This is a genomic window from Microbacterium yannicii PS01 (assembly GCF_000304335.1).
GTDB classification, from domain to species: Bacteria; Actinomycetota; Actinomycetes; order Actinomycetales; family Microbacteriaceae; genus Microbacterium; species Microbacterium yannicii_A.
This window is the reverse complement of the sequence record NZ_CAJF01000023.1, coordinates 38,549-65,266: the sequence shown is the minus strand read 5'-3', so window position 1 is coordinate 65,266 and position 26,718 is coordinate 38,549. Positions and strand designations below refer to the sequence as shown.

At 69.3% G+C, this 26,718-nt stretch carries 30 protein-coding genes; 11 read left to right on the top strand and 19 right to left on the bottom strand.

The window, feature by feature from the left end:
• Nucleotides 1–1,647, bottom strand: a 1,647-nt coding sequence (locus tag WYM_RS13450; protein WP_019181368.1) for an AAA family ATPase, incomplete at its 3' end; no start/stop codon positions are given.
• The gene (locus tag WYM_RS13445; protein ID WP_026059813.1) at nt 1,644–2,792 is read right to left on the bottom strand and encodes an exonuclease SbcCD subunit D; all 1,149 of its coding nucleotides are present in this window, start codon (nt 2,790–2,792) and stop codon (nt 1,644–1,646) included. The genes WYM_RS13445 and WYM_RS13450, both read right to left, overlap by 4 nt.
• Nucleotides 2,793–2,931: 139 nt before the next feature.
• On the opposite strand from WYM_RS13445, the gene WYM_RS13440 reads away from it, so the two are divergent.
• The 5 genes from WYM_RS13440 (at nt 2,932) to WYM_RS13420 (ending at nt 6,259) form a co-directional block, all read left to right on the top strand.
• Entirely contained in the window at nt 2,932–3,492 is a 561-nt protein-coding gene (locus WYM_RS13440; RefSeq protein ID WP_019181366.1) for a hypothetical protein, read from the top strand.
• Nucleotides 3,493–3,495: 3 nt separating this feature from the next.
• Nucleotides 3,496–4,227: an alpha/beta fold hydrolase gene (locus tag WYM_RS13435; RefSeq protein ID WP_019181365.1), complete on the top strand. Its 732-nt coding sequence runs from the start codon at nt 3,496–3,498 to the stop codon at nt 4,225–4,227.
• A gap of 103 nt (nt 4,228–4,330) precedes the next feature.
• Nucleotides 4,331–4,570: a hypothetical protein gene (locus tag WYM_RS13430; protein ID WP_019181364.1), complete on the top strand. Its 240-nt coding sequence runs from the start codon at nt 4,331–4,333 to the stop codon at nt 4,568–4,570.
• A gap of 127 nt (nt 4,571–4,697) precedes the next feature.
• A complete protein-coding gene (locus tag WYM_RS13425) occupies nt 4,698–5,375 on the top strand; it encodes a phosphatase PAP2 family protein (RefSeq protein WP_019181363.1) in 678 nt (225 codons plus the stop codon).
• An 80-nt stretch (nt 5,376–5,455) separates the two neighbouring features.
• The gene (locus WYM_RS13420; protein ID WP_019181362.1) at nt 5,456–6,259 is read left to right on the top strand and encodes a DUF1206 domain-containing protein; all 804 of its coding nucleotides are present in this window, start codon (nt 5,456–5,458) and stop codon (nt 6,257–6,259) included.
• A 27-nt stretch (nt 6,260–6,286) separates the two neighbouring features.
• On the opposite strand, the gene WYM_RS22395 is transcribed toward WYM_RS13420, so the two are convergent.
• The 3 genes from WYM_RS22395 to WYM_RS13405 form a co-directional block, all read right to left on the bottom strand.
• Nucleotides 6,287–6,409: a hypothetical protein gene (locus WYM_RS22395; protein WP_019181361.1), complete on the bottom strand. Its 123-nt coding sequence runs from the start codon at nt 6,407–6,409 to the stop codon at nt 6,287–6,289.
• 61 nt (nt 6,410–6,470) lie between these two features.
• Nucleotides 6,471–6,920 carry a nitroreductase/quinone reductase family protein gene (locus WYM_RS13410; RefSeq protein WP_019181360.1) on the bottom strand — a complete coding sequence of 150 codons (450 nt, stop codon included), beginning with the start codon at nt 6,918–6,920 and terminating at the stop codon, nt 6,471–6,473.
• Between the two features lie 28 nt (nt 6,921–6,948).
• The gene (locus WYM_RS13405; protein WP_019181359.1) at nt 6,949–7,269 is read right to left on the bottom strand and encodes a hypothetical protein; all 321 of its coding nucleotides are present in this window, start codon (nt 7,267–7,269) and stop codon (nt 6,949–6,951) included.
• Nucleotides 7,270–7,454: 185 nt separating this feature from the next.
• Between WYM_RS13405 and arfB the strand changes: the two genes are divergently transcribed.
• Nucleotides 7,455–7,892 carry an alternative ribosome rescue aminoacyl-tRNA hydrolase ArfB gene (gene arfB, locus WYM_RS13400; protein ID WP_019181358.1) on the top strand — a complete coding sequence of 146 codons (438 nt, stop codon included), beginning with the start codon at nt 7,455–7,457 and terminating at the stop codon, nt 7,890–7,892.
• A gap of 74 nt (nt 7,893–7,966) precedes the next feature.
• Here the strand turns inward: arfB and WYM_RS21795 are convergent, their stop codons facing one another.
• The 13 genes from WYM_RS21795 to WYM_RS13335 form a co-directional block, all read right to left on the bottom strand.
• Nucleotides 7,967–8,119 (bottom strand): hypothetical protein, encoded by a 153-nt coding sequence (locus WYM_RS21795; protein WP_019181357.1) that lies wholly within the window; start codon nt 8,117–8,119, stop codon nt 7,967–7,969.
• A 154-nt stretch (nt 8,120–8,273) separates the two neighbouring features.
• Nucleotides 8,274–9,023: a phosphotransferase gene (locus WYM_RS13390; RefSeq protein WP_040569355.1), complete on the bottom strand. Its 750-nt coding sequence runs from the start codon at nt 9,021–9,023 to the stop codon at nt 8,274–8,276.
• Between the two features lie 114 nt (nt 9,024–9,137).
• The gene (locus tag WYM_RS13385; protein WP_019181355.1) at nt 9,138–9,419 is read right to left on the bottom strand and encodes a GlsB/YeaQ/YmgE family stress response membrane protein; all 282 of its coding nucleotides are present in this window, start codon (nt 9,417–9,419) and stop codon (nt 9,138–9,140) included.
• Nucleotides 9,420–9,551: 132 nt separating this feature from the next.
• Nucleotides 9,552–10,115 (bottom strand): hypothetical protein, encoded by a 564-nt coding sequence (locus tag WYM_RS22245; RefSeq protein ID WP_019181354.1) that lies wholly within the window; start codon nt 10,113–10,115, stop codon nt 9,552–9,554.
• A gap of 10 nt (nt 10,116–10,125) precedes the next feature.
• Nucleotides 10,126–10,350 carry a hypothetical protein gene (locus tag WYM_RS13375; protein WP_019181353.1) on the bottom strand — a complete coding sequence of 75 codons (225 nt, stop codon included), beginning with the start codon at nt 10,348–10,350 and terminating at the stop codon, nt 10,126–10,128.
• A 90-nt stretch (nt 10,351–10,440) separates the two neighbouring features.
• Nucleotides 10,441–10,854, bottom strand: coding sequence for a DUF1622 domain-containing protein (locus tag WYM_RS13370; protein ID WP_019181352.1), 414 nt, complete (start codon nt 10,852–10,854; stop codon nt 10,441–10,443).
• A 56-nt stretch (nt 10,855–10,910) separates the two neighbouring features.
• The gene (locus WYM_RS13365) at nt 10,911–11,228 is read right to left on the bottom strand and encodes a GNAT family N-acetyltransferase (protein ID WP_019181351.1); all 318 of its coding nucleotides are present in this window, start codon (nt 11,226–11,228) and stop codon (nt 10,911–10,913) included.
• A gap of 109 nt (nt 11,229–11,337) precedes the next feature.
• The gene (locus tag WYM_RS13360; RefSeq protein WP_019181350.1) at nt 11,338–12,807 is read right to left on the bottom strand and encodes a family 1 glycosylhydrolase; all 1,470 of its coding nucleotides are present in this window, start codon (nt 12,805–12,807) and stop codon (nt 11,338–11,340) included.
• Nucleotides 12,804–15,041, bottom strand: coding sequence for an alpha-xylosidase (yicI, locus tag WYM_RS13355; RefSeq protein WP_019181349.1), 2,238 nt, complete (start codon nt 15,039–15,041; stop codon nt 12,804–12,806). Before yicI ends, WYM_RS13360 begins: the two co-directional genes overlap by 4 nt.
• Nucleotides 15,041–15,937 (bottom strand): carbohydrate ABC transporter permease, encoded by an 897-nt coding sequence (locus WYM_RS13350; protein ID WP_026059810.1) that lies wholly within the window; start codon nt 15,935–15,937, stop codon nt 15,041–15,043. The genes yicI and WYM_RS13350 overlap by 1 nt, the downstream gene beginning before the upstream one ends.
• 11 nt (nt 15,938–15,948) lie before the next feature.
• Nucleotides 15,949–16,932 carry a carbohydrate ABC transporter permease gene (locus WYM_RS13345; RefSeq protein WP_019181347.1) on the bottom strand — a complete coding sequence of 328 codons (984 nt, stop codon included), beginning with the start codon at nt 16,930–16,932 and terminating at the stop codon, nt 15,949–15,951.
• Nucleotides 16,933–17,052: 120 nt separating this feature from the next.
• Complete coding sequence (locus WYM_RS13340) at nt 17,053–18,363, bottom strand: ABC transporter substrate-binding protein (RefSeq protein WP_019181346.1); 1,311 nt, start codon at nt 18,361–18,363, stop codon at nt 17,053–17,055.
• 108 nt (nt 18,364–18,471) lie between these two features.
• Nucleotides 18,472–19,509 (bottom strand): LacI family DNA-binding transcriptional regulator, encoded by a 1,038-nt coding sequence (locus tag WYM_RS13335; protein WP_019181345.1) that lies wholly within the window; start codon nt 19,507–19,509, stop codon nt 18,472–18,474.
• Nucleotides 19,510–19,733: 224 nt separating this feature from the next.
• Between WYM_RS13335 and WYM_RS13330 the strand changes: the two genes are divergently transcribed.
• The 4 genes from WYM_RS13330 to WYM_RS13315 all read left to right on the top strand — a co-directional run bounded on the left by WYM_RS13330 (nt 19,734) and on the right by WYM_RS13315 (nt 25,011).
• Complete coding sequence (locus WYM_RS13330) at nt 19,734–21,026, top strand: ABC transporter substrate-binding protein (RefSeq protein ID WP_040569354.1); 1,293 nt, start codon at nt 19,734–19,736, stop codon at nt 21,024–21,026.
• A 69-nt stretch (nt 21,027–21,095) separates the two neighbouring features.
• Nucleotides 21,096–22,028 carry a carbohydrate ABC transporter permease gene (locus tag WYM_RS13325; RefSeq protein ID WP_019181343.1) on the top strand — a complete coding sequence of 311 codons (933 nt, stop codon included), beginning with the start codon at nt 21,096–21,098 and terminating at the stop codon, nt 22,026–22,028.
• On the top strand, nt 22,025–22,924 hold the full coding sequence (locus WYM_RS13320) for a carbohydrate ABC transporter permease (RefSeq protein ID WP_019181342.1): 900 nt from the start codon (nt 22,025–22,027) through the stop codon (nt 22,922–22,924). The genes WYM_RS13325 and WYM_RS13320 overlap by 4 nt, the downstream gene beginning before the upstream one ends.
• Before the next feature lie 56 nt (nt 22,925–22,980).
• On the top strand, nt 22,981–25,011 hold the full coding sequence (locus WYM_RS13315; RefSeq protein WP_019181341.1) for a beta-galactosidase: 2,031 nt from the start codon (nt 22,981–22,983) through the stop codon (nt 25,009–25,011).
• Nucleotides 25,012–25,020: 9 nt separating this feature from the next.
• On the opposite strand, the gene WYM_RS13310 is transcribed toward WYM_RS13315, so the two are convergent.
• On the bottom strand, nt 25,021–25,458 hold the full coding sequence (locus WYM_RS13310) for a hypothetical protein (RefSeq protein WP_019181340.1): 438 nt from the start codon (nt 25,456–25,458) through the stop codon (nt 25,021–25,023).
• A gap of 451 nt (nt 25,459–25,909) precedes the next feature.
• Here WYM_RS13310 and WYM_RS13305 point away from each other — a divergent pair, with 451 nt between their 5' ends.
• Nucleotides 25,910–26,638 (top strand): winged helix-turn-helix domain-containing protein, encoded by a 729-nt coding sequence (locus WYM_RS13305; protein ID WP_019181339.1) that lies wholly within the window; start codon nt 25,910–25,912, stop codon nt 26,636–26,638.
• Nucleotides 26,639–26,718 lie beyond the last annotated feature (80 nt).

The following is a 26,718-nucleotide window of genomic DNA, read 5'->3' as shown; positions in this document are numbered from 1 at the left end:
GGCGACGTCGCGTTCGGCCTCCGCGGCGACGAGGTCGTCGTCGGTCACGGGCTCGTCGGACGCCGGGGCCGGGTGCGGATGCTCGAGCGATCCGCACACTGCGCAGGGCTCACCCTTCTCCAGGGTCGCCGCGAGTTCGCCGGCGTAGCCGTCGAGCCGTCGTTGCAGCAGCGCGGCGACCGCGGTCGCCGCGGTGGCGGAAGCACGGGCGGCGTCACGATGCCTGGTCTCGGCGGCGCGCACCGCCTCCGCCAGGGTCTCGGTCTCGCGCGCTGCGGTCAGTCGTTCGGCGATCTCGTCCCGCCGGCCACGCGCCGGGGCGACGAGCGCAGCCGCCTCCCGGGCCGCTTTCAGCTCATCGTCGAGACGCGCCAGCTCACCCGGTACGAGTGCGCGCTGCGCGTCCATCACCTCGAGATCGCGCTCGAGGTCGGCGACGTGCTCGGCGCTCCGGCGCAGTTCTGCCTCGCGGGCGTCGAGCTCCGCCTCCTGCGTGGCCGCGGCCGTCCACACAGCCACCTCGCCGGTGAGGCGCTCGATGATCGGCTCCAGCTCGCCGGCGTGCTCGAATCCCGCGAATTCCGCGTCCGACTCCCATGAGGCCTCGGCGGCCGCCCGTTCCGCCGCCGCAGCGGCAGCCGCGTCGCCGGCGCGGCGAACCGCCTCCAGCGTCGCGCGCAGCGCCTCCGCAGCGCGGGCGCGCTCCATTGTGGCGCGGTCGGCTGCGATCCGCTCCGCGGCATCGTCGAGCGCGGCGAGTCGCTCCCGCGAGGCGACGAGATCGGACTGCGCCCTCGCGAGCGCCACGCGGGCCCCGTGCTCGGCATCCGCCGTCGCACGCGCCTGATCGGCACGCTCGCGGGCGTGACTCAGCGTGTCGAGACGGTACGCGGCGCGCTCGGCGCCCAGCACCACGGCGGCGCGCCGCGCCGCGAGATCGCCCGCCGGCTCGGCCGCGTCGGCATCGCCGACACCGCTGCCCGCGATGACACCTTCCGCCTGGCCGAGGAGAGTGCGCGCACGCTCGCCGACGGCGTCCAGTTCCCGCTGTGCGGCCTTGCCGCGCTCGCCGAGCTCGCGGGCGTAGTCCTCGTAACGGCGGGTGCCGAACAGCGCACGCAGCAGCGACTGCCGCTCGGCGCCGGAAGCGAGCAGGAACCGCGAGAACTTGTTCTGCGCGAGCAGGATCACCTGCTGGAACTGCTGGGCGTTGAGTCCGAGCACATCGTCGAGGAGCAGCCCGACGTCGCGCGGCTTCGCGGCCCGGCCGACCCAGCGTCCGTCGACCAGCTCCTCCAGCTCCGCGCGGGTCGGCTCCGTCGTGAGGCCACCGCCGCGGCGAGCCGGCCGCTGGTACTCCGGGGCGCGGGCGATGCGCCATCGCCGCTCGCCGACGGTGAACTCGAGCCGGACCTCCGTCGGATCCTCCGGCTCGCAATGGTCGCTGCGCAGCCGCTTCTCGCCGGAGTCGTACCTCGGCACCGACCCGTACAGCGCGAAGCAGACGCCGTCGAGGATGCTCGACTTGCCGGCGCCGGTGCGCCCGGCGATCAGGAAGATCCCGTCACGGTCGAAGGCGCCGAAGTCGACGGTCTGCCGCTCGCGGAACGGTCCGAAGCCCGTCAGCTCCAGCCGGTGCAGCCTCACGCGTGCGCCTCGGCGTGCGAGCGCTCTTCGACCACCTCGGCGATGAGCTCGGCCTCGCGGGCCGACGCGCCCTCTCCCTCGCGCACGTGGGCGAGGAAGGCATCGACGAGCTCGGCCTCGCTTCTGGCTGCGCGCACGCGCTGCGTGTACGTGCGCGCATCGTCGACCGAAGACGCCGCCGGCATGTGCGCCACGGCGGCGCAGTACGGGAAGCGCGCGAGGAGCCGTCGCATCGGATCGCGCTGCGGCAGCGCGTCGGTGTACTCCACGTTGATCCAGTCCGCCTCGTGCGAGGCGTAACGCGCCTCGGTGAGGATCTCATCGAGCGAGCCCGTGAGCGTCGTGAGGGTGCGCGGCACGGGCAGGTCGAGCCACTCGACCGCGCCCAGCCCCCCGGCATCCAGCTCGATCAGCCATGACCCGCGTGGCTTGAACCTCTCTCCGAAGCTGTAGTGCAGCGGCGCGCCCGAGTAGCGCACTCGAGGGCTGAGCTGCTGCTGACCGTGGATGTGACCCAGGGCCATATAGTCGACGCCGTCGAAGGTCGACAGGGGCACGATGTCGAGCCCGCCCTGCTGGATGTCGCGCTCGAGCTGCGGCGTCGGCTCGACCCCCGCGGCGAAGCAGTGCGCCATCGCGACGGCGCGGCCGCCGCGGTGGGCCTGATCGGCGCGCACGAGCTCCATCGCGCGGCCGAGGGCGTCGGACTGCGAGCGGACGCCGGGCCAGGTGCTGCGCAGCAGCACGGGCTCGAGGAAGGGGATGCCGTAGAAGTGGACGTCTCCGTGCTCGTCGGCGACCGTGAGCGGCGTGCCGATCGAGGTCGGGTCTGTGATGACGTGGACCCCCGAGCGCAGCAGCGACGACTGGAAGCCCAGGCGTGCCGCCGAGTCGTGATTGCCGCTCGTGACGATGACGGTGGCGCCGGCATCCGCCAATCCGCGAAGCGCGTCCGAAAGCAGCGTGTACGCCCCCGAGGCCGGGGTCGCCGAGTCGAACACGTCGCCCGCGACCAGCACCACGTCGACGTCATGATCCCGCACCTGGGTGACAAGCGCCTCGAGCACGCCACGGAGCGCGTCCAGCGTCGAGTGGCCGTGGAAGGACCTCCCGATGTGCCAGTCCGAGGTGTGCAGGATGCGCATGCTCACACCGTACGTTCGCCCGCCGACATGACCGCCGAGGCAGGCCGACACCGCACGAACCGGGAGCTCGAGAGCGACGGGAACCGCCGCCACGGCGAGGTGCGGCAGCACCGGCCCCCTCGGCGACGTATCGTGGAATATGGCGCTCAGCTCAGATACCGCCCCGCGATCCACCGTCGTGGCGCTCGTCGGCGCCGACAGTGACGAGCTGCTGACGGGGCTGGCCGATGTTCCCGCACTCGTCGCCCTGTCGTTGCGCGAGGCCCAGCCGGCGGTCGCCGCACATCTCGTCGCCTCGGTGTCGACGCCCTACGTCGTCCACGACGCCGACCCGCTCGAACACGTCGCAGCTGCCTGGGTGGAGCTGTACGAGCAGCGCTCCACCCTCGGCTCCCTCGAGCTCGAGGTCGACGCGCTCCTGACCCTGTTCTCGTCCGGCGAGGCCGTCATGCCCGACTACTACGTCGTCGCCGGTCCCGAGGCGATCGAAGGCACGTGGCGCCACTGGTGGCTCGGGGCTCTCGCACACCATGCGCCTTCGCGCGTGCTGCCGGTCGAGGCATCCGGTGCCGCTCTTCGCGCGCGGCTGCGCAGCCTGCCCGCCTCCAGGCCGTGGCCCGAACCGGCGACCTGGCTTCCCCGAGTGCAGTTCGACATCCCCGACCGCGTGGGCCTGCACGACCAGCCCGGCGCGGCCTGATCGGTGGCGGTGGTCGAGGAGTACACGCACGCCGGCGCGACGATCATCGCCGAGCGTCGCGGAGCGGGGCACCCGGTGTATGTGCTCGTGCACGGCATCGGGATGGGCCGGACCGTCTTCGGCGAACTGGCGAGCCACCTCGATGCCGGCGAGGTGATCGCGCTCGACCTCCCCGGGTACGGCGAAGCACCCGAGCCTGCGCGGGTGCTCACGATCGAACGCAGCGCCGACCTCGTCGCGGCGTACGTGCGCGAGCGCGTGGGCCGGCCGGCCGTCCTGGTCGGCCACTCGATGGGAGCGCAAGTGGTCACCGAGGTGGCCGCCCGGGAGCCGGACGTGGTCGATCGTCTCGTGCTCGTCGGGCCGACGGTCGACCCCTCGGCACGCACCGCGGCACGGCAGCTGTGGCGCCTTCTGCGCGACATCGCCGTGGAGAGTCCCCGCGTCATCCTCCTCGGGGCGCGCGAATACCTGCGCGCCGGGCCGCGCATTCGCGGCAAGTTCCGCGCGATGCTCGCGCACGAGCCGGAGAAGACGTTTCCTCGCGTCGCTGCGCCGGTGCTCGTGCTGCGGGGCGAGGATGACCTCGTCGCACCGCGCGACTGGTGTGCGAGCATCATCGCCGCACTGCCGGACGGTCGACTGGTCGAAGTGCCCGGCCACGGGCACGAGACGATGATCCGGGATGCCGCCGTCTCGGCGCGCGAGATCCGGCGGTTCCTGCGGGAGAAGTGACGGCCATCCTGCCGTCGTGCACCCGAATCCTGCCATCTGCTGCGCACCCGGCAATGTCGGAGCCCCGGCGTAGGTTTCCACTGTCGGAAACCACGGAGGAATCATGCTCTCGCTCGTCACCGCCGCCGAACACCAGTACCGTCACGACACGTGGAACCGTGACCGTGACAACGCCGTGCTCGCCTCGATCCGCGAGCATCGTCTCGCTGAAGCCGAGGTGGTGGCACCTCTCGCCGGTCCGGTCGTGGCGACGCCGCAGCGCGCCCGGCGGGCCGCCTGGGCTCGGCCGATCGGAGTGCATCCGATCGGCGAATGCTCGACGACCGCCTGCGCGATCGCCTGACGACGTCGCCCAGCCGCTCACGAGGCGGCGTGAGGCGGTCGGCGCGTCGGCGCGTCCGGCGGTGATGCAGACTGTTCTCTGCTGAGCGAAGGATCTGTCGCTCGCTGCAGACGAGAACGGGGATGCGGTGTCGGACGCTGAGCCTCTTCCGGCGGAAGACTCCGAGAACTCGACCACCGCTGTCGCAGCGGACGCGCGCCGATCGGTGGCTCTCATCGTCGGGGTCGCCGCGACTGTCGCGTTCGTCATCCTTCGCTTCGTCGTGGCTCTCGGCGGACATCATCCGCTCGCGCTCGACATCTGGTGGAACGACCTGATGTTCGACACCCTCAGCGATGCCGGGCTCGCGACCGCGTGGGTGCCCGCGGTGGTGGGAGGAACGATCGGGATGATCGTGATCGGCACCCTGCTGGTCCTGCTCTTCCTGTGGCGACGACGACGATGGGATGCCGCGAACGTGGCGATCGCGATCGTCGTGGTGGTCGCCATCGGCGCGCCGATGGCCGCGATCATCGCTCGGTCTCGACCGCCCGGTTCGCTGGCCGAGAGCGTCGCGACGTCTTTCCCGTCGGGCCACACTGCGGTGGCGACGACCGTCGCCCTCACGCTGGGACTGCTCCTGAGGCGGTGGTACGTGTGGGTCGCGGGCGCCGCGTGGGTGATCCTCATGATGTGGAGCCGGACGTATCTCCACGCCCACTGGCTCAGCGACGTCGTCGCGGGCATGCTCGAGGGAGTCGCCGTCGCGACGATCGTCTGGTGCGCAGTCGAGGCGTACCGCGATCGGCGGGCGGCGAGACGGTGACCGCCGATCGCCGGTAAGCACGTCGCAGCGCCGGGCGCAACCTCGTCCTCCGCGCGCTGGACCGTGGTTACGCTCCTGCTGTGACCACCCCGAAGAGCGCGGCCCGACGCGCCCAGAATTCGACCGCATTCCGCGTGCTCGCGCGCATCGGCTACGTCGTCCTCGGCATCCTGCACATCCTCATCGGCGCGATCGCGATCTCGATCGCCGCAGGCGGAGGAGGAGGAGAGGCCGACCAGAGCGGCGCGGTGGAGAAGATCCGCGATGCTCCCGCCGGGATCGTGCTGCTGTGGGCCATCGTCGTGGGCCTCGTCGCGCTGGCCGTCTGGCAGATCGCCGAGGCGCTGATCGAACGCGACCCCGACGCCAAGAAGAAGTGGGCCCATCGCGCGAAGTACATCGGCACCGCCGTCGCGTACCTCGCCATCGCGGCAACGGCTCTGGTCGCCGCGCTCGGCGGTCGCTCGCAGTCGTCGGAGTCGTCCCAGTCGTTCAGTTCGCAGCTGATGGCGACGCCCGGCGGCGTGGTGCTGCTGGTGCTCGTGGGGCTCATCGTGGTCGCCGTCGGCATCGCGTTCATCGTGCGCGGCGCGAAGCGCGCCTTCGAGAAGCACCTCGACCTTCCGGCCGGCGTCGCGCGGAAGGGCATCGTGACGTTCGGCGTCGTCGGCTATGTCGCGAAGGGCATCGCCGTCGCGGTGACCGGACTGCTGTTCGTCGTCGCGGCCTTCACCCACGACCCTGAGACGGCCGGCGGCCTGGATGCCGGTCTGCGCGCTCTCGCCGAGCTTCCGTTCGGAGCGGTGATCCTCTGGATCGTCGCGGCCGGGCTCATCGTCTACGGCCTCTTCTGCTTCGCCCGCGCCCGCTACGCGCGTATGTGACCTCACCTCTGGCGCGCAGATCGCAGGTCAACGCCTCCGAAGCTCGTAGTCGAAGTCGCCGGTGTAGCGGAAGATCTCGCCGAGGACCGGAGCATCCACGCGAACGTCGACGCTCTGCCGGGAGCCATCGTCGTCGAGAGAAGTCGTCACCGAGAACCCGCTGATAGACGGATCCGCCCGTGGCGCCGACGGGAGTGCTTTCGAGCACCCCTCAGCCAGATGAGGAGACGATGCGGAACACGGGGAAGTCCGGCGCGATCTCGAGCAGCCGGGCGTCCGACGCCGAGGCATCGACATCCTCGAAGAACCGGCCGACCTCCCACGCCCACGCTTTGAGGTATGCGCGCAGGATCGGCGGCTTCTCGTCATCGGCGACCTCCTGGGCGCGGAAGTCCTCCGTCCGGCGGCCGCTCGAGAGACGTCCGACGCCGGACACGCGCATGTTGCGGACCCATTGCGTGTGTCCGCGCGGAGAGACCAGGTACCGGTTGCCTCCCACCCGCAGCGGGTTGACCGGGGTAGAGCGCCACTCCCCGCTCGTCCGGCCCCGCACCGACAGCACCCGACTCCCGGCAAGCGGCAAGCCGATCTTCGTGAGCCATCCGACGATGCCGTTGAAGACCGCGTCTACGGCGGAGGGTCTGACGTATCGCGAGCTCACCCGCCCATCCTCTCGCACGGGCGAGCTCTCAAGAGTCTGCGCGGTTCTTCGGCGGACCGAGCCGGCCACGGACGAACGGCAGCGCAGGCGCGCGGTAGACGAGCGCCGGTGGATCACTGGGGTGAAGCGCGTGCTCAGCCTGGCCGAAGCGCCACATCCTGTTGAAGAGGAAGACCCCGATGGCCACGGTCTCGTCGGAGCGCACCTGCCAGGTGCCGAGACCCCACTGCACCGGCTGGCCACGTCCTTCGATGATGAGCGTCGGCTTCACGCCGGCGTAGAGCGCGAACCAGGGCCTGAGCAGAGTGAGTTCGATACGGCGCGTGAGAGGCGCCTCTGCGCCGCTCACCGTCTCATCTGCTTCCGGCCGAGACGAGCGTGATCGGGCATGTGTCGGGCTCCTGTGGTTCAACATCTCACGCGGGGGTCCGCACTCGGGCACCGCTTGACGACCGTATCGCTTCGGGGCGATGGCCCGCGTCGGGTCGACAGTACGGCCGACAGGGGTCGCCATTGCAAGAGGATGATGGGTTCATGCCCGCAGCTCACCGTCCCGGTCTCCGGGTCGACACGAGGATCACCATCCCGGAGTCGGAGCTGTCGTGGCGGTTCTCGCGCTCGTCGGGACCGGGCGGGCAAGGCGTGAACACGGCGGACTCCCGAGCGGAACTCGTCTGGGATGCCGCGAACTCGGCGGTTCTCTCGCCGGTTCAGCGCGAGCGACTGCTCCAACGGCTGAACGGTCGCCTGGTCGACGGAGTGCTCACGATCGCGGCATCCGAGCACCGCGCTCAATTGCGCAACAGGGATGCCGCACGTGCACGGCTCGCCGCCGTCGTCGCCGAAGCGCTGCTACCTCCTTCGCCGACTCGGCGGGCGACGAAGCCGAGCCGGGGCGCGAAGGAACGGCGCCTGACGGCGAAGAAGCACCGCACCGACGTCAAGCGGCTGCGCAGGCCGCCGAGCGACTGATCGCGGGTGAGTCCGCCGCGCCTTCGTCCGCTTGCCGGCCCCGCCCAGACGAGCATCGCCCGTGGGTCGAACCGTCAGCTGTCCTCGCCTTGCGAGGCAGCGGGCGCGTCGGCGTCTTCGCCTTCCGCCTGCGAGGGGTGGCCATCCTGCGGCTCGACGGATGCATCTGCGGTGTCGTCCGGGTCTTCGCCTTCAGCCTGGCTGGGGTGATTCGGGTCTCGCTGCATGATTGCTCCTCATCTCGCTGCACAGCGTGCATCAGGTCTGGGACCGGTCCCGGCGGGCGCACGCGCCGCGCCCGTACCTGTCACTCAAGCAGGACAGCCCGGCTCTGACATCCCGGTTGCGCTTCCCGGTTCCGAGTCGTATATGGAAGCGGACCTATGCGCGCGAGAGCGCGACCGCCCACACATCGCGATGGCGTCCGACATACGCCGACGCGTCCTGCCAATGCCGCCCGTGGTCGTCGGTGAACATGGACGCCCATGGCTCACGGCCGGAACGAGCGGACGACTCCAGCAGCCGGTACATCGCGAGCGCGCGATCGTTCATCGCGGTCGGCAGATCGGCCCTCAGTTCGGCATCCGCGTCGTAGCCGTCCACGAATGCGACGAGATCGAGAGCGGCGTCGGAGGGCGCTCGGCCGGGGTCATTCACGCAGAAGGCCTGAGCCGCGTAGGCGAGATCCCACAGGCGGGTGCTCGGAGCCGCGGCATCCCAATCGATGAACACCCATCGTTCGCCCACGATCAGGTTCCACGGCGCAAGGTCGTTGTGACAGACCATCTCGCCATCAGGCGCCGGGATGGCGGTCGTCCACACCGCATCGGCCGGCGGACGGAAGGAGGTGCTGGCGTCATGGATGGCGCGGACCATCGCGCCCACCCGGCGGAGCTCATCGCGCCTCAGCGGGAACCTGTCGATCGCGAGCTGCCCGGGCACGTACTCGGTCGCCAGACGCCCCCGCTCGTCTCGGCCGACTACGGCGGGAAGGTCCACTCCCGCGTCGCGCAACGCCGCCATATAGGACACGACGCTGGGGGTCGACGCGGCCCACGGCTTGCGCACGGTGTGGCCGACCTTGACCACGCGCCCGCTCGCATTGCCTCCGCCGAGAACGGTCTCGTCCACGCGTCGAGCGTACGTCACACGGAATCGGCCGCAGATGCGACACCGCCCCACCCGAAGCCGGGTGAGGCGGTGTCGTTGCAGCCTTGCCGGCAGCTCAGCGGCCGGCAGGAGACGTCAGGAGCGCGTGACTCCCCGACGACGGGCGAAGAAGACGTACAGGCCGAGCACGATGATCGCACCGATGATCGATCCGATGATGCCGGCCGGCTGCAGGAAGCCACCGTTCGGGTCGCTGCCGAAGATGAGGAATCCGAGGAAGCCTCCGACGAACGAGCCGACGATACCGAGCACGATCGTCATCAGGATGCCCATGCTCTGCTTGCCGGGGATGATGGCACGAGCGATGAGACCTGCGATCAGGCCGATGATGATGAGGCCGAGAATTGTCCACAGCATGATCTCTCCTTCGGGTTTCGGCGCCGGCGAGGTTCGGCGCTCGAGTTGAGATGCGGATCAGGCTATCCAGGCTGTGAATGTCCACACACGGTCTTGACGGAGCCGCCTTTCCCGAGGTAGGAGAATCGACGCCTAGGACTGCGTGGGACTCTGCGCGTCGCCGGTCGACACCTGCCGGGCGAGCTCTTCGACCTCGGAATCCGGCAGATCGACGCCCGACTGGTCGAGTCGCTGATGCAGCACCTCGACGATCCGCTCGAGCGGCTCGGTCCCCACGTCCGCGCGCGTCTGCGCGACGATCCCGGCGACCTTGTCGACGTCCGGAGCGTTGTTCTGATCCATGGCAGGCAGCCGCTGTTCCTGCTCCGATCCCAGTGCGCCGGGGGTCTGCTGGGCAGAGCTCACGGTGAGCGTATCGCGGCCCTCGTCGTCGCCGTGGTGATCGGTGCCGTCGATGACGCCGATGCCGACCGCCGTGTGGCTCGCGTCGTCGGGCATCCCGGCGTCTCCGCCGGCCTGGCCCGCCGCGTCATCGGTCTGCGCCACGCCGGGAGCGCCGCCGGTTCCCGCTGCTCCACTCGTGGTCTCGTCGCGGGTCGCATCCTGCGATTCCGGCGTATCGGTCGCGCCGCCGGCGTCCCCGCGGTCGGGGTAGTTGACGCCCGGACGCTCGGACTCGTTTCCTGTCGTGCTCATGGTGTTCCTCTCAGGGCTCTTCGCCGCGGTCGGCGTCGGCGGCAAGGTCGGGATCGGCGCCACGGCGGGCTGCCTCCCCCTCGACCGGATCGTCGGGCTGCAGTGCGGCATCCGTCAGCAGCGTGTCGGCATCGGATGCCTCGGCACTGCGCTCCTGGGTCTCCACATCGTCGACCTCATCCCAGCCGCCGGCCGGCTCGGCGTTGATGACGCCGTCAGGCAAGTCGCGTTCCATGGCGCGCTCCTCTCGTCTGTACCAGCGTCCCCCGGCCGGGCCTCCGGCGGCATGGGCTTGACAACGCTGATCAGTCCTGCGAAGTCCCGATCACTCCGTCGCGGCGGCGCGAGTCGCGGACTTGTCCCGGGCGATCGCGTCGCCCACCATCTGGCCACCGCTGCGCAGCAGGGCCCGTCGCCAGGGCAGGGTGCCCTCGATCTCGATCTGGATGGAGATCGACAGAACGGTCCGGATCAGGACGATGAGCCCGAGGATCAGGGCGTCCTCGAGGGACGGCTTCGACGTGATGGTGCGGATCAGATCGGCGGCGACGAGGATCTCGAGTCCCAGCAGAATCGCCGAGCCCAACGCGGTGCGCAGCACCTGGAAGGCCGTCCGGCCGCCCTCGCCGCGGGCGAGCGAGCGCACCCCGAGAACGACGGCGGTGAGGAACCCGGCCAGCATGGCGGTGGCGCCCAGCGCCTCGAAGCCGACTGCGACCGCGGTGAAGACATCCTCCATATGCACGGCGCCAGCCTAGGCCTCGGCTGCACCGAGTGCCGCGACGCGCCGAACGTCTACGCCGAGCGACGCCCCGCGAGGATGCCGCGGCGGTCGGGATTCTCGTCGAACCAGTCGGCAACGTACCAGCAGACCGGGATGACCTGGCGATCGCCGCTGGTCTCGAGCTCGGCGACGGCGCGCTCCACGACCTGTCCGGCATAGCCCTGACCGCGGAAGGTGGGGATCGTGTAGGCGCGGGTCATGGCCACGGTGCGACCGTCGTCGCGATAGTCGAGGACGCTGACCAGCTCGTCGCCACGTCGCAGCGTATAGCGCGAGGCATCCGCTTCCTTCGTGAAGTTCAGCCCGGTCGTGAAATCCTTCTCAGTCACGTTCGTCAGGCTACGCCTCCCCCACCCCACTGCGGCCAGGCCGGCGGGATGTCGCGGCGATCGTCCGGGGAGATCCCGGCGGACTCCCAGGCGTCGCCGCGACAGCCGCCTATTCGGGCAGGACGCCGGTCTTCGCCAGCTGCGCGTACCAGTGGCCGCTGTCTTTCACGGTGCGCTCGAGCGTGTCGAAGTCGACGCGCACGATCCCGAACCGCTTGGCGTAGCCGTAGCCCCACTCGAAGTTGTCCATCAGCGACCACACGAAGTATCCGCGCAGATCGACGCCGCGCTCGATGGCGCGGTGCGCCGCCGTGAAGTGGCGCCGCAGGTAGTCGAGGCGCTCGGGATCCGGGACGGTGCCGTCTTCGGCGACGACGTCGTCGAACGCCGCCCCGTTCTCGGTCACCATGAGGGGCTGGTCGGGGAACTGCTCGTGCAGCGAGACCAGCAGCTCTTCGAGCCCTTCGGGCGCGATGTTCCAGCCCATGGTCGTGTACGGCCCGGGCTGCTGCACGAACTCGACGGCCTGGTCGCAGCCCGGCCACGCCGTGCCGCCGGCGGCCCCCTTGTGCCCGTCGTTCATCTGCTTCGGCGAGACGCCATCCCACAGCTGCACCGTCGCGGTCGAGTAGTAGTTGACGCCCAGCACGTCGATCGGCTGATTGATGGTCTCCAGGTCGCCGTCCTGCACGAACGACCAGTCGGTGACCGATGCCGTGTCTTCGAGGAGGTCCGCCGGGTACTCACCCTTCAGCAGCGGGCCTGTGAACGCGCGGTTCGCGAGTGCGTCGATGCGTCGCATCGCCTCGGCTGCGCCGTCGCCCACTCCCCGAAGGACGTGGAAGTTCAGCGTGATCGAGTAGTCCGGGTCGCCGGTCGAGGTGGCGCGCAGCGCCTGCACGGCTCGGCCGTGCGCGAGGTTGAGGTGGTGCACCGCGGCGAGCGCGGCGGCCGGCTCGTGCCGCCCCGGGGCGTGCCCGCCCTGGCCATAGCCGAGGTAGGCCGAGCACCAGGGCTCGTTGAGGGTCGTCCACGTGTGCACGCGGTCGCCGAGCGCGGCGCCCATGATCTCGGCGTACCGCTCGAAGGCATCGGTGGTCGCGCGCGAGGTCCAGCCTCCGGCATCCTCCAGCGTCTGGGGCAGATCCCAGTGGTACAGCGTCGCGACGGGCCGGATGCCGCGCTCCAGCAGGCCGTCGACCAGGCGGGAGTAGAAGTCGATGCCCGCCTGGTTGACCTCACCAGTGCCGGTCGGGACGATGCGGGGCCACGCGATGGAGAAGCGGTAGGCGCCGAGCCCGAGCTCCTTCATGAGGTCGAGGTCGCTCTCCCACCGGTGATAGTGGTCGCAAGCCACGTCGCCGGTGTCGCCGTTCCACACCTTGCCGGGCGTCTTGCTGAAGGTGTCCCAGATGGAGGGGAGCCTGCCGTCTTCGGCGGCGGCGCCTTCGACCTGGTACGACGCAGTCGCCGAGCCGAACGTGAACCCGGGCGGGAAGACGAGCCCCGAATCGCGGTAGTCAGGGCTGCCCTGGACGGTGCGGGCGGGCGTGGACGGAGTGGAGGTCACGGGGTTCACTCTGTCACCTCCGTGCGGTCGACCGCGAACGTCTCGGAACGGCCGTCGGGCGTCGTGACCGTGACCTCGGCCGTGCCGCTGCCGCCCGCGAACACGCGCAGCGACAGCCCGTCGAGATAGTCGTAGTCCGGTCGATCGGCGCGTGCGCCCCACGGGATCACCGCTCCGGGACGCGCGTAGAGGGGCAGGCTCGCAAAGCCATGGGTCTCGCGCACCCAGCGACCGCCCTCGACCCGCTCGCCGGTGATGAGGCTCGTCCACGTGCCCCCGGGCAGGTAGAACTCCACCTCGCCCGATGCGGAGAACACCGGGGCCACCAGGATGTCGCTTCCGAGCATGTACTGACGGTCGAGGTAGGCCACCGCGGGGTCGTCGGGGAACTCGAGCAGCATCGGCCGCATCACCGGAACACCCGTGCCCGCCGCGTCGACGCCCGCCTGATACAGGTACGGCATCAGGCGCATCTTCAGGTGAGTGAACACGCGCGTCACCTCGACGGCCTCGTCGTCGAACGCCCACGGCACCCGGTACGAGCTCGAGCCGTGGAAGCGGGAGTGGCTGCCGAGCAGCCCGAACGCGGTCCAGCGCTTGAAGACCGCGGCATCCGGCGTGCCCTCGAATCCGCCGATGTCGTGGCTCCAGAACGCGAACCCGCTCATCGCGAGCGAGAGGCCACCGCGCAGCGTCTCGGCCATCGAGGGGAAGGTGGAGGTCGAGTCGCCGCCCCAGTGGACCGGCATCGACTGCCCGCCGGCGGTAGCCGAACGAGCGAACAGCACAGCCTCGCCTTCGCCGCGTGCTTCGACGAGGACGTCGTGCACGGCCCGGTTGTACAGGTGCGTGTAGAGGTTGTGCATGCGCGAGGGATCGGAGCCGTCGAAGTAGTCGACCTCGAGCGGGATCCGCTCACCGAAGTCGGTCTTGAAGCAGTCGACGCCCTGGTCGATCAGGCGGCGGAGGTATCCCTGGTACCAGGCGGTCGCGTCGGGGTTGGTGAAGTCGACCAGACCCATCCCTGCCTGCCAGAGGTCCCACTGCCACACCGATCCGTCGGGGCGGGTCACCAGATAGCCCTGCGCGGCAGCCTCGGCGAACAGCGGCGAGCGCTGGCCGATGTACGGGTTGATCCAGACGGAGACCCGGAGGTCCTTCTCGTGCAGTCGCGCGAGCATGCCCTCGGGATCGGGGAAGGTGCGCGGGTCCCACTCGAAGTCGCACCAGTTGAACTCGCGCATCCAGAAGCAGTCGAAGTGGAAGACCGAGACAGGCAGCTCGCGTGCCGCCATCTCGTCGATGAACGACGTCACCGTGGCCTCGTCGTAATCGGTCGTGAAACTCGTCGACAGCCAGAGCCCGTACGACCACGCCGGCACCACCGGGGGCCGCCCGGTGAGCGCGGTGTACCGCGAGAGCACGTCCTTGGGCGTCGGCCCCGCGATGACGAAGTACTCCAGCACCTCGCCGGGCACCGAGAACTGCACGCGCTCCACGGCCTCGGAGCCGATCTCGTACGAGACGTGGCCCGGGTCGTTGACGAGGACGCCGTACCCGCGGCTCGAGACGTAGAACGGCACGTTCTTGTACGCCTGCTCGCTCGAGGTGCCGCCATCGGCGTTCCACACCTCGACCGTCTGCCCGTTCTTGACCACCGGCCCGAACCGCTCGCCGAGCCCGTAGATCAGCTCACCGACGCCGAGGTCGAGCTGCTCGTGCACGAACGTGTCGGCCTGCGGCACCCGGGCGCCCGCGCGCGCATTGCGCACGACTCCCGGGTCGACCTGCGCGTCGGCGGCGAGCCGTACGTATCCGGCCGACTTGTGGCCGCTGCCGGTCACCCGCCGCCCGTCGATCTCGAACGAGAGGTTCCACGGTGCCCCAGGGGTCACTCGCGCGGTGAGGGCGCCGGTCGTGAGCACACCGCCGTCGTCGGTGACGGTCCCCACGCCCACGCCTCCCTCGACGGCACCGGTCAGCTCGAAGCCGCCGTGCCAGTCTCCGCCTTCATGATGCGCGACGCGCACCCGCACCACGCCTTCCAGCGGCGAGGAGAGCGTGACCGTGAGAACGGGGCGATTGAGGGTGTCGCCGCGCTTGGCGATGACGCCGGTCGGGGCCGTCACTACCAGCGCCTCACCGTCGGCGGGCGACTCGGTCTGCCAGATGTCGTACGCCTCTTGCGCGTACAGGGCGGTGACCCCGGGTCGAAGCTGCCAGAACCCGTCGGTGAACTTCATTACTTGACTGCTCCTGCCGTGATGCCACGCGTGAGCGTGCGCTGGAAGATGAGGAAGAAGATAAGGGTGGGGATGAGGCCCAGCAGGGCCGACGCGCTCGTTGTGGTGACGTCCATGAGGCGGTCGCCCTGCAGCACGCTGATCGCGACCGGGACGGTCTGGTTGGCGTTCGAGACCAGGAACGTCAGCGGGATGAGGAACTCGTTCCACGTCCAGATGAAGAAGAAGATCAGCAGCACCGAGAGCGTGGGCCGGGAGATCGGGAAGATCACACGCCACAGGATCTGCCAGCGGCCGGCGCCGTCGATCGACGCGGCCTCGAGCACCTCCTTGGGGAACGTGCCGTACACGGACGCGAGCAGGTAGGTGCCGAACGCCGCCTGGATCACCGTGAAGATGATGATGACAGACCACACGTTGTTGTAGAGACCGACTGCTTTGAACATGTAGTACAGCGGATACAGCAGCGCCTCCTGCGGCAGCAGGTTCGCCAGCAGGAACAGCAGCACGACCCAGGAACGGCCGCGCACCCGCCCGATGCCGATCGCGAAGGCGTTCAGCACCGAGATGAGGACCGCGAGCACCGCGACGGCGCCGGAGATGAAGAACGAGTTCCACACCTTCTCGGGAAAGTTCACGCGCTCCCAGAACGCTGCGATGCCGTCGAGGTAGATGCCGGTGGGCAGCGACAGCGGTCCGCTGTTGGAGTAGTCCGCCGGCGACTTGAACGAGTTGACGAGGATCAGGTAGAAGGGCGCGATGATCAGGATCGCGGCGGCGACCGCGAACGCCAGCATCAGCCAGTCGACCCCCTTCTTCTTGTACATGCCGCCGCGCCCGCGCCGTGCGCGACCGGGCCCGGTCGCCGACTTCTTGTCGGCGGTCGTGAGGGTCATGGTGGCGGCCATCACAGTCCCGCCCTTTCCTTGCGCTCCGCGGCGTTCTGCGCGCGGATGAAGAGCACCGACACGATCGCGATCACGATCGTCAGGGCCGTGGCGATGGTTGCGCCGTAGCCCACCTGCTGCGACTGGAAGAACTCGGTGTAGGCGTAGTACGCCGGCACGTTCGTGGAGTCACCGGGGCCGCCCCGCGTGAGGACGTAGACGGGACCGAACACCTTGAGCGCCGCGATGGTGCAGGTGAGGGTCACGACATAGATCTCAGGCCGGATGATGCTCACGGTGATCGCACGGAACCGCTGGAACCAGTTCGCGCCGTCGAGTTCGGCGGCCTCATAGAGCTCGGGGTCGACCCGCTGCAGCGCGGCCATGAAGACGACGATCGGGTAGCCGATCTGGATCCAGACCAGCACCACCATGAGGCTCGCCAGGGCGGTGTCGGGGCTGCCGAGCCAATTGCGGGTCAGGGCGCCGAGACCGATGTTCTCGAGGATGGTGTTGAGCGCGCCGTCCTGCGGACGCAGGATCCAGCCGATCACGATGCCCGCGATCGCGGCGGGCAGGATCTGCGGCAGGTAGTAGGTGGCGCGGAGGAAGCTCGCCAGCTTGCCGCCGAACTTGCGGCCGACGAGGTCGAAGAGCAGCGCGGCGAGGATGAGGCCGATGATCGTCGGGAAGACCACCATCGCGACGATCATCCAGATGCTGTTGCCGAACGACGTCCAGAACTTGGCGTCGCCCATCAGCTCGATCCAGTTGTCGAGGCCGATGAACTCCGGCGGCTTGATGCCGCGCCACTCGGTGAAGCTCAGGTAGATGTTCCACACCAGCGGGATGATCACGATCACGGTGAGCAGCACGAAACCGGGCAGCAGGTAGAGCCAGTACGCCCCCGAGCCGCCGCGCCCGCGCTGCGGGATCAACGGCTCCTCGGGAGGAAGCTTGGTGCGCTTGGCCTTCTCGGCCCGCACGAAGGGGACGGCGGTCATGTCCTTCTCCAGGTTCGTCGGGTGTGGGATGCCGCGGCACCGCGTGCTGCGGCATCCCACCGCCGGCTCGGCGAGGCGAGCCGGCGGGGTGCTCGGGCGGCGCGCCGCCCGGGCATGGGATCAGCGGAAGTCCGCCGCGTAGGACTCGTACTCGTCGCCGAGGGACTGCTGCACATCGGCCGGCGTCTTGGTGCCGTTCACGAGTTCCTGCAGCTCGGCCACGAGCGTGTCGTAGAAGGTGGGCGTGGGCCAGTCGGGGTAGAACGACAGCCCGTCCTCCTCGTTGATGGCGTTGAACGCCTGGATGAGCTCGAGGCTCTTCGGGTCGGTGATGTCCGCCTCGTCGGCAGCGACGGGTAGTCCGCCGTTGTTGCCGATGAGTGCCTGGATCTCAGGGCGCATCGTGATGTCGATGAACTCGTATGCGAGGTCCTTGCTGCCCGAGCGCTCCGGCACGACCCAGAGGTTGCCCGACGAGCCCAGGCTGAGCTCGCTGTCAGGGAAGGGGAACACGCCCCAGTCGAAGCCGTCGATCTCGTCGACGAAGCGGCCGTACCACCAGCTGCCCGACACGAAGATGGGCGCGCTGCCGTTGATGAACGAGACCCCGGCGTCCTCGGCCTTCAGGCCCGTGACGTCGGACGAGATGTAGCCCTTGTCGACGTACTCGAGGAGCGTCTCGGTGGCGTACGTGATCTCCTCACCCTCCCAGTCCACGGGGTTCTCGTAGAGCTGGTAGTCGTTGACGAACTGGCGGTCTGCCTGGCTCAGCGCGAGCTGATACCAGAGCTGGCCCAGCGGGTACTCGAGGCCGGCCTCGGCGAGCGGCGTGACGCCCTGGGCCGCGAACGCGTCGAGGACGGCGGTGAACTCGTCGTACGTCGTGGGGATCTCGAGCCCCGCCGCGGCGAAGGTGTCCTTGTTGTAGTAGACCGTGACGAACTCGCCGTAGTTCGGGATGCCGTACCAGGGACCCGATCCCATCACGCCTTCGTCGTCGTACTGCGCGGTGGTCTGCAGCGCCGGGGCGAGCTTGTCGGCCCAGCCGTACTCGTCCACGGCATCGCTGATGTCGGCCAGCAGGCCCTGGCTGGCCAGGAGGCCCGCCGTCGCGTTGCCCTTGTTGTACTCCATGATGTCGGGGGCCTCATCGGAGTTGAGCACCTGGCTCGCGGTGGAGCGGATCTGCTCGAAGCTCTTCGCCTCGAACTCGACCGTCGCGCCGGTCTCCTCTTCGAAGACCTTGATCGCCTCTTCCCAGGCGATGCCCATCGCGCTGTTCTCGCCCTCGAAGTGCCAGAGCGTCAGAGTGTTGTCGTCGGACTCCTCGCCTCCGCCGCCGGCGCACGCCGACAGCGTCAGAGCGCCGATCGTCAGGGCACCGACGGCGGTCAGTGCGCGCCGGCTGCTCTTGCGGGTGAATCGTGCCATCGGTGGCACTCCTTTCTTGGTGACCTGCAGTGGTCGGGACGTGAGGTATGAACTTGTCGAAGCGCTTCGACTCGCGGCAGACGACGCCGAGAGTGGAGCCGTACGGCGTCAGCCGCGCGACGAGGCGGCCGGACGATCGCCGGGAGGAGCGATCGACCCGTGCGAGATGTAGGTCGGAGCGACGAAGCGGATCCCCGGCTCGGGCGGGGTGTCGTCGAGCGCCTGGACGGCGAGTTCGACAGCGAGGTCACACGACGCCTGGGGTACGAGGGGGATGGAGTCGACCGGGATCGACAGGGCCGCCGTGTCGAAGGACGCGCCGACCGTGATCACCGAGACGTCCTGGGGAACGCGAAGCCCGCGCTCGGCGATCTCGGCGAGGATCGACGCCTGGGCCTCTTCGGCGCAGTGCAGCACCAGGCCCGTCGCTCCGGCTTCGAGCATGCGGGCCGCGGACGCCCTGGCGGTCGTCCGGCTGACCTTCTTCCCACCGGAGGTCCCGTAGGTCGCTTCGATGCCCCGCTCGGCGGTGCGTGCGAAGAACGACGCGCGCACGCGCGGCGGGAAGTTCGACTTCTCGTAGGCCGTCTCGACCTGGCCGACAAGGCCGACAGCGGTGTGGCCCGCATCGGCGAGGAGGTCGACCGCGCGGGCGGTCGCCGCCTCGAAGTCCAGATCGACGCAGACGAGCCCGTCCGTGTCATTGGGGATGCCGATGAAGACGGTCGGCGTGGAGATCTGGCGCGCGAGCTCGACGCGGGGGTCGTCGGGAGCGACGTCCAGCACGAGGATGGCGTCGACCAGCCCGTTGGCGGTGACCCTGCGCATGCCGGCCTGCGCTTCTTCGTCCGTCAGCAGCAGCACGTCGTAGTCGTGGCGTCGAGCCGCCACGGCGGTCGCGAGGACGAACGCCATGTGCGTCGGCGCGTGCGTGTCTTTGCGGAGCGGCTCGGTGAGGGCGAAGATGTGCGTCCGCCGGCCGGCGAGCATGCGCGCGCTGGCGTTCGGGCTGTAGCCGAGTTCCTGCACGGCGAACTCGATGCGCGCCCGCGTCGCGTCCGAGACAGGACGCTTCCCGCTCAGGGCGTACGACACCGTGCTGATCGATACGCCGGCGGCCTTCGCGACTTCGTGAATCTTCGCCATCGGACTTCCATTGTCATGAATCATGGCGATGACGAAGCGCTTCGATTTCTCGCGACGTCAGGGCCGTCAGGACAGGATCCCTTCGGAACCCCGCCCTCGAAGAAGGGTTGCACATTTTGGAGCCGAGTGCCTAATGTGATTATCGAAACGCTTCGCGGAAGCGCTTCGATTCGGAGTCGAAGACGGCTCCTACACAGCAATCACATGTCGAGGGAGATGTGCAGATGAAGCGACGGGCCCTTCTGGGAACGACGATCGTGATCGCCGCCGTGGCGATCTCCGGCTGCTCGGGCGGCGGGAGCCAGCCGGAGGGAGACGGCCCCATCACGCTCGAATACTGGGCGTGGGGCACGTCGCAGAAGCCGCTCGTGGACGCGTGGAACGCGTCTCACCCCGACATCCAGGTGAAGCACACCGACGCAGGTGGCGGCACCGACTCGTCGGCCAAGCTCGTCACGGCCACGCGGGCAGGCAACGCCCCCGATGTCGCCCTGGTCGAGTACAACACTCTTCCGGCCATGATCGTCGCCGGAGTCGCGGCCGACATCAGCGACGCGGTGGGCGACCTCGAAGAGGAGTACGCGCCGGGCGTGTGGAGCCAGGCGACCTTCGACGGCGCCAGCTACGGCGTGCCTCAGGACGCGGGCCCGCAGGCCCTCACATACAACAAGGCTCGGTTCGACGAGCTCGGCATCGCGGTTCCCACCACGTGGGCCGAGTTCGCCGATGCCGCGGCAGCGGTGCGCGCGGCCGACCCGGACACCTACATCACGACCTTCGCCCCGGCCGAGTTCGGCGGCTTCGCCGGGCTCGCCCAGCAGGCCGGAGCCGAGTGGTGGACGGTCGACGGCGACGCCTGGACGGTCGGATTCGACGACGAGGCGTCCGTCGCCGTGGCCGACTACTGGCAGGACCTCATCGATCGCGACCTCGTGAAGGCCGAGCCGCTGCTCACGCCGGAGTGGAACGCCCAGCTCAACGAGGGCAACATCCTGTCGTGGCCGGCCGGGCTCTGGGCCGCCGGTGTCATCAACGGCGTCGCGGCCGACATGGCGGGCCAGTGGGCGATGGCTCCGCTGCCGCAGTGGACCGAGGGCGACTCGGCCGTGGCCTTCCAGGGCGGTTCCGCCGCCATCGTCACCACCTCCACCGAGCACGCCGAGGCAGCCGCCGAGTTCGCGGCGTGGGTCGGCGCGTCCGAGGAGGCGTCGGCCATCCAGATCGAGGAGGGGCAGTACCCCGCCTCACTGGCCGGTCAGCAGCTGACCCTCGACAGCGAGCCGCCGGCACTGATGTCTGCCCAGACCGACTACTGGACGGTCGCGGCGCAGATCGCCGCCGACACCATTCCCGAGATCACGTGGGGTCCGAACGTCAACGTGGCATCCAGCGCCTTCCAGGACGCGATGTCGGCCGCGGTGACGGGCGGCACACCGCTGCGCGATGCCCTCACCGAGACCGAAGAGGTCGTGGTGGAAGACATGGAGACGTCGGGCTTCACCGTCGAGGCTCGCTGAGCCAGGCGGATGCCGGTGGCACGACCACCGGCATCCGCCCCTTCCCCTCACTCAAAGGAGAGCATCGTCGTGACCGCCGCCACCGGCCTCCGTCCCGCGAGCCGCCGCCTTCCCCGCTGGGTCGCCCCGTACGCGTTCCTGCTTCCGGCGGGAGTTCTGTTCATCGCCTTCCTCGCCATCCCCATCGCCTACGCGATCTATCTCAGCTTCCGCGGTCTGCGGGTGGCCGGAGAGGGCCCGTTCGGCGTTCGCGAGGAGACCTGGGTCGGGCTGGAGAACTACGCCCGCACCTTCACCGACCCCCAGTTCCTCGCCGGCTTCGGCCGGCTCGCGATCTACGGTCTCATCGCCGTGCCGCTCACGCTGGGGCTGGCTCTGCTGTTCGCGCTCCTGCTCGACCTGCCGGGCGTCCGTGCGGCGCGGTTCTCACGCACCGCGATCTTCATCCCGTACGCCGTGCCGGGCGTCATCGCCTCGCTCCTGTGGGGATTCCTCTACCTCCCCTCGACGAGCCCGCTCAACTGGATCCTCAATCAGCTCGGCCTTCCCGATCTGATCGTGCTGAGCGGCGCGTCCCTCTACCCCTCCGTCGCGAACATCGCGATCTGGGGCGGCATCGGCTTCAACATGATCATCATCTACACCTCGCTGCGCGGCATCCCGAGCGAGATCTACGAAGCCGCACGCATCGACGGTGCGAGCGAATGGCAGATCGCCTGGCGCATCAAGATCCCGCTCGTCGCCCCCGCACTCGTGCTGACCGGGCTCTTCGCCCTGATCGGAACCCTGCAGGTCTACGGCGAGCCGCAGACGCTGCGCCCGATGACGAACGAGATCTCGCAGACATGGGTGCCGCTCATGACGATCTATCGCGACGCGTTCACCCGCGACGATCTCTCGCTGGCCGCCGCCTCCTCGGTCGTGCTCGCGCTGGGCACGCTGCTGCTGTCGATCATCCTTCTGCGTGCCACGCAGAAGAGCGCGTTCGGAGGAAACGAATGACCACGCTCGTCGAACGCCGTCCCGCGAGTCGCGTCACGCTGGAGTCGAGCATCGCCCCGAAGCCACGCCGGCCGAGGTCGTTCCTCGCGACGGCCGTGCTCCTCCTCGGAGCGATCTACTGCCTCATCCCGGTCGTCTGGGTGCTGATCGCCTCGACCAAGTCGAACACTGAGCTGTTCACCACGTTCACGTTCGTGCCCGGCTCCGGGCTCCTCGACAACCTCAGCGACCTGTTCAGCTACGGCGGGGGTCAGTTCGGCCTGTGGGCCGGGAACAGCCTCATCTTCGCCGGTGTCGGCGCCCTGCTCTCCACCCTCATCTCGACCATGGCGGGCTTCGCCCTCGCAAAGTACGAGTTCCCCGGCCGGCAGGTCTGGTTCTACGCGATCCTCGCGGGGGTGCTGCTCCCAGGGATCACGCTCGCCATCCCGCAGTACCTGCTGATGTCGCAGGTCGGACTCGCCGGCACGTACTGGTCGGTGCTGCTGCCGGTCTTGATCTCGCCGTTCGGCATCTTCCTGGCCCGCGTCTATGCGGCCTCCGCGGTGCCGTCCGAGACCATGGAGGCCGCCCGCATCGACGGCGCCGGCGACTTCCGCATCTTCCGCTCCATCGTGCTGCCGATGATGGTGCCGGGCATGGTGACGATCTTCCTGCTCCAGTTCGTCGGGATCTGGAACAACTTCCTGCTGCCGTTCATCATGCTCTCGGACGAGCGGATGTACCCCCTGACCGTCGGCCTCTACACGCTGCTGTCGAAGGGATCGGGCACGCCGTCGCTCTACAGCCTGGCCATCATCGGCGCGGCGGTGTCGATCATCCCCCTGATCATCATGATGCTCGTCCTTCAGCGCTACTGGCGGCTCGATCTCGTCAGCGGCGGCCTCAAGGGATGACGCCGACCCGACCGCCCGGAACGCACATCGCAGCCCAGACAGGAGACCCACGCGCCATGTCGCACTCGCCCTTCGCCCCCGGCCGCTTCCTCTTCGGGGGCGACTACAACCCCGAGCAGTGGCCGCGCGAGGTGTGGCTCGAAGACATCGAGCTGATGAAGCGGGCGAAGGTCAACACCGTCACCATCGGCGTCTTCTCGTGGGCGATGCTCGAGCCGCGCGAAGGCGAGTTCGATGCCGGCTGGCTCGACGACATCATCGCCTTGCTGACGGATGCCGGGGTCGGGTTCTTCCTGGCGACGCCCACCGCGTCGCCGCCGCCGTGGTTCACGATCGCTCACCCCGACGCGCTTCCGCTCCGCGCGGACGGAACCCCCGTCCTCCACGGATCCCGTGACACGTATGCCATCAGTGCGCCGGCGTATCGCGGTGCGGCCCGGCGCGTCGCACGGTTCCTCGGCGAGCGCTACGGCGCCCATCCGGGGCTGCGCGGCTGGCACATCCACAACGAGTACGGCACGATCGACCACGGCCCTCATGCCGCGCGCGCCTTCCGCGCATGGCTGAGCGAGAAGTACGGGACCCTCGAGAACCTCAACGACGCCTGGTACACCGCCTTCTGGTCGCAGCGCTACGACAACTGGGAGGAAGTGCTGCCGCCGCAGCAGACGCAGTACCTGCACAACCCCGCCCAGGTGGTGGACTTCAAGCGCTTCTGCTCCGATGAGATGCTGGCCGCCTACGGCGAGCAGGTCGAGGAGATCCGCGCGACGGGATCGGCCGCACCGGTCACGACGAACTTCATGCTCCCGACGTGGAACCATCTGGAGCAGTGGGCCTGGAGCGACGCCCAGGACTTCGTCTCGGTGGACCACTACCTCGACACCGCCGGTCCGGACGGCGAGGCGCACGTGGCCTACGGTTCGGACCTCACCCGCTCCTGGGCCGGTGGTCCGTGGGTGCTCATGGAGCAGAACGCGACCGGCATCCGGGTCGGCGACCGCACCATCGTCAAAGAGCCCGACCGCATGATCCGCAACTCGGTCGGGTACATCGCGCGCGGATCGCAGAGCTCGCTCTTCTTCCAGTGGCGCGCCGGAGCCGCCGGCTCCGAGATGTGGCACGGCGCGATGGTGCCGCACGTGGGCGGCGACTCGCGCAGCTACGAAGCGATCGTCCGGCTGGGAGAAATGCTCGAGCGGATCGAAGAGGTCGCAGAGCCCCCGGCGGACGGGCGCGTGCTCGAGGCCGAGATCGGGATCGTCTGGCACGCAGAGGGATGGTGGTCGCTCGAGACCCCCCACCTGCCGAACGAAGCCCTCGACTACGCGGACGAGGTCCGAGCCACCCACCGGTCGTTCTGGCGCGCAGGCCTTCCCGTCGACTTCGTCCGGCCGGGAGGCGACGCGCAGCGATACCGTCTGCTGGTCGTGCCCGCCCTCTACGCGATGAACTCCGACACCGTCGCGTGGATCGAGGAGTACGTCGCCGCCGGAGGACACGTGATCGTCTCCTTCTTCTCGGGCGTCGTCGACTCGTCGCAGAGAGTCGTCCCGGGCGGCTACCCGGGCATGCTCCGCGAGCTTCTCGGCATCCGTGTCGAAGAGATCCGCCCGCTTGTCGAGGGCGAGCGACTCGCCCTCGCGGACGGTCTCGTCGGAGAGCTGTGGAGCGAGCGGGTTCACCTCGAGGGCGCGGAGGCGACGACGACCTACACCTCCGGCTCGCTCGCCGGTGCTCCCGCGATCACCCGCCGGGCGCACGGCGCAGGATCAGCCGTGTACGTGTCCACGCGGCTCACGCCGGAGTCGCGCGACGCACTTCTCGCCGACGTCGCCTCGGACCTCGGCCTCCGACCGACGGTCGAGGGGGCGATCGCGCTGGGAGTCGAGGCGATCCGCCGTCGCGGTGCGGCGTCCGACTATCTCTTCCTGCTGCACCACGGCTCGGCTCCCGTTCGAGTCGAGGGCGGCGGCGTCGACCTCGTCACGGGTGCCGAGGATGCGTTCACGCTCGAACCGGGGGGCGTCGCGGTGATCCGCGAGGCTGCCGCAGCGTGGAGCATCACCGCCGCGACGGGGGTGTGACGGCGCGCATCATCTCGCGGCATCCGCCGGCGGGTTCTCCGGCTCCACCCGGAGGAGGCGGAACTCGCGGCGGCGCAGCACCCTCAGCACCAGTCCCTTCAGGGGACCGAAGGCGCGGAGTCCGTCGGCGACGGCGAGCGGTTCGACAGCGAGGATGCGGTACCACCGACCCCGGTGCAGCACCTCTCCCCCGCCGGCCACGACGTTGCGGTACCAGTTCACGCCCGTGCCGTAGGTCAGTTCGGCGACGATCCCGTCGCGGGAGTCCGCGAGGATCAGAGGCGTCTCGAACGTCCTGCCGCTCTTGCGCCCGACATGGCGCACGAGCGAGAACGGGCCGCGACCGGAGTGCGCCATACGCAGCGTCAGCGGGTTGAGCCGGCGCTGGATGAAACTCAGCCACCAGCGTTTGAACGCGCCCGGCGGGCGCGGGGGCGACGGCGTCACATCCTCAGTAAAGCGGTTCGGCCGATCCGGCGATACGCTCGCGGGGCTGGGCTGAGCACTTTGTCACATTCCGTCACGATCAGGCCGCGGCATCCGTGCGATTTGACGTATTACGACAAATTCCGTCATAATCGGCCTCATGACTGACAACGCATGCTCTCTGTCCGCCTGGGAGGCGAACGGGACTGCCGGCATGATGATGGCCGGCCGCGTCGTCATGTGTTGTCGAATGTGCCACTAGCACGGTGACCCCGCCGGACCCCTCCGCCGCTTCTGAAACACGGTAGGTGGGAGTCCCCCGAAGCACCGGGATTCGAGCGTCGATCACGCGCACCCGGAGTGCTTCGCACATCGCCCACCGTCGGGCACCGGCCCCATCGGGCCAGGCCGATACGGCCGCAGAACACTCGAACCCGCCTCTCGCCAGGGTTCCTCCCCCAAGGACATCATCATGTCGACCACCGCCATCCTCGACCGCCCCGCCCCCGTCCGTCACCTCCGCGCCGTGCACCCCGCGCCCGTCGAGGCGCCCGCCGCACCCGAGCCCGAACCCGCCCAGCGGGCCCTTCCCGCCGGCACCGCTCCGCGCGGCTTCGCGCTGTACGTCGGTCTCGACGAGGCCAAGGCCGCCGCGTCGGGCGTGAGCCTGGGCGTCATCGTCGAGGCCCTCCGCCGCACCATCGCCGACCTCGCCCCCGCCGCCGAGACCTACGCGACGGTCGCCCTCGCCCCCGTCGGCTCGGGCGGCCGCGACGTGGACGTCGTGCGCCTCGCGCTGCACGAGCCCTCGGCCATCGCCCGCACGAAGCAGGAAGAGCCCGAGGACGAGGACCGCAACGCCGGCGGCGTCGTGGTCGACATCTCGCGCAAGCGCGTGCTCATCGACGGCGAGTCGGCCGCGTTCACCTTCAAGGAGTTCGAGCTGCTGCAGTACCTCGTGCTGCGCGAGGGTCGCACGATCGAGCGCACCGAGCTGGTGACGTCGCTCTGGCAGGGAGCGACCGAGGAAGAGGCACCCGGTGAGCGCACGATCGACGTGCACGTCCGACGGCTGCGCGCCAAGCTCGGTCGCTACGAAGACATCGTGCGCACCGTCCGCGGCGTGGGTTACCGCTTCGACCGTCACGCCGACGTCGTGATCCGCTACGGCCACGGCACGCCGTCGCCCGACCGCTTCTGACCTCGGGCGCTGTGGTGGTTGGACGGCAGCTGCGGCTCCACGAAGGGGGACGGGATGTCGGAGGGCGGCGCGTAGGGTGA

Bases quoted from the DNA above. Each gene is read 5' to 3' on its own strand.
- WYM_RS13345 (WP_019181347.1), bottom strand. From the start codon at position 16,932: ATGACCGCCGTCCCCTTCGTGCGGGCCGAGAAGGCCAAGCGCACCAAG.
- WYM_RS13350 (WP_026059810.1), bottom strand. From the start codon at position 15,937: ATGACCCTCACGACCGCCGACAAGAAGTCGGCGACCGGGCCCGGTCGC.
- WYM_RS13445 (WP_026059813.1), bottom strand. From the start codon at position 2,792: ATGCGCATCCTGCACACCTCGGACTGGCACATCGGGAGGTCCTTCCAC.
- WYM_RS13385 (WP_019181355.1), bottom strand. From the start codon at position 9,419: ATGCTGTGGACAATTCTCGGCCTCATCATCATCGGCCTGATCGCAGGT.
- WYM_RS13315 (WP_019181341.1), top strand. From the start codon at position 22,981: ATGTCGCACTCGCCCTTCGCCCCCGGCCGCTTCCTCTTCGGGGGCGAC.
- WYM_RS13375 (WP_019181353.1), bottom strand. From the start codon at position 10,350: ATGGAACGCGACTTGCCTGACGGCGTCATCAACGCCGAGCCGGCCGGC.
- WYM_RS13335 (WP_019181345.1), bottom strand. From the start codon at position 19,509: ATGGCGAAGATTCACGAAGTCGCGAAGGCCGCCGGCGTATCGATCAGC.
- WYM_RS13370 (WP_019181352.1), bottom strand. From the start codon at position 10,854: ATGGAGGATGTCTTCACCGCGGTCGCAGTCGGCTTCGAGGCGCTGGGC.
- arfB (WP_019181358.1), top strand. From the start codon at position 7,455: ATGCCCGCAGCTCACCGTCCCGGTCTCCGGGTCGACACGAGGATCACC.
- WYM_RS13340 (WP_019181346.1), bottom strand. From the start codon at position 18,363: ATGGCACGATTCACCCGCAAGAGCAGCCGGCGCGCACTGACCGCCGTC.
- WYM_RS22245 (WP_019181354.1), bottom strand. From the start codon at position 10,115: ATGAGCACGACAGGAAACGAGTCCGAGCGTCCGGGCGTCAACTACCCC.
- WYM_RS13320 (WP_019181342.1), top strand. From the start codon at position 22,025: ATGACCACGCTCGTCGAACGCCGTCCCGCGAGTCGCGTCACGCTGGAG.
- WYM_RS13330 (WP_040569354.1), top strand. From the start codon at position 19,734: ATGAAGCGACGGGCCCTTCTGGGAACGACGATCGTGATCGCCGCCGTG.
- WYM_RS13305 (WP_019181339.1), top strand. From the start codon at position 25,910: ATGTCGACCACCGCCATCCTCGACCGCCCCGCCCCCGTCCGTCACCTC.
- yicI (WP_019181349.1), bottom strand. From the start codon at position 15,041: ATGAAGTTCACCGACGGGTTCTGGCAGCTTCGACCCGGGGTCACCGCC.
- WYM_RS13440 (WP_019181366.1), top strand. From the start codon at position 2,932: ATGGCGCTCAGCTCAGATACCGCCCCGCGATCCACCGTCGTGGCGCTC.
- WYM_RS21795 (WP_019181357.1), bottom strand. From the start codon at position 8,119: ATGCAGCGAGACCCGAATCACCCCAGCCAGGCTGAAGGCGAAGACCCG.
- WYM_RS13430 (WP_019181364.1), top strand. From the start codon at position 4,331: ATGCTCTCGCTCGTCACCGCCGCCGAACACCAGTACCGTCACGACACG.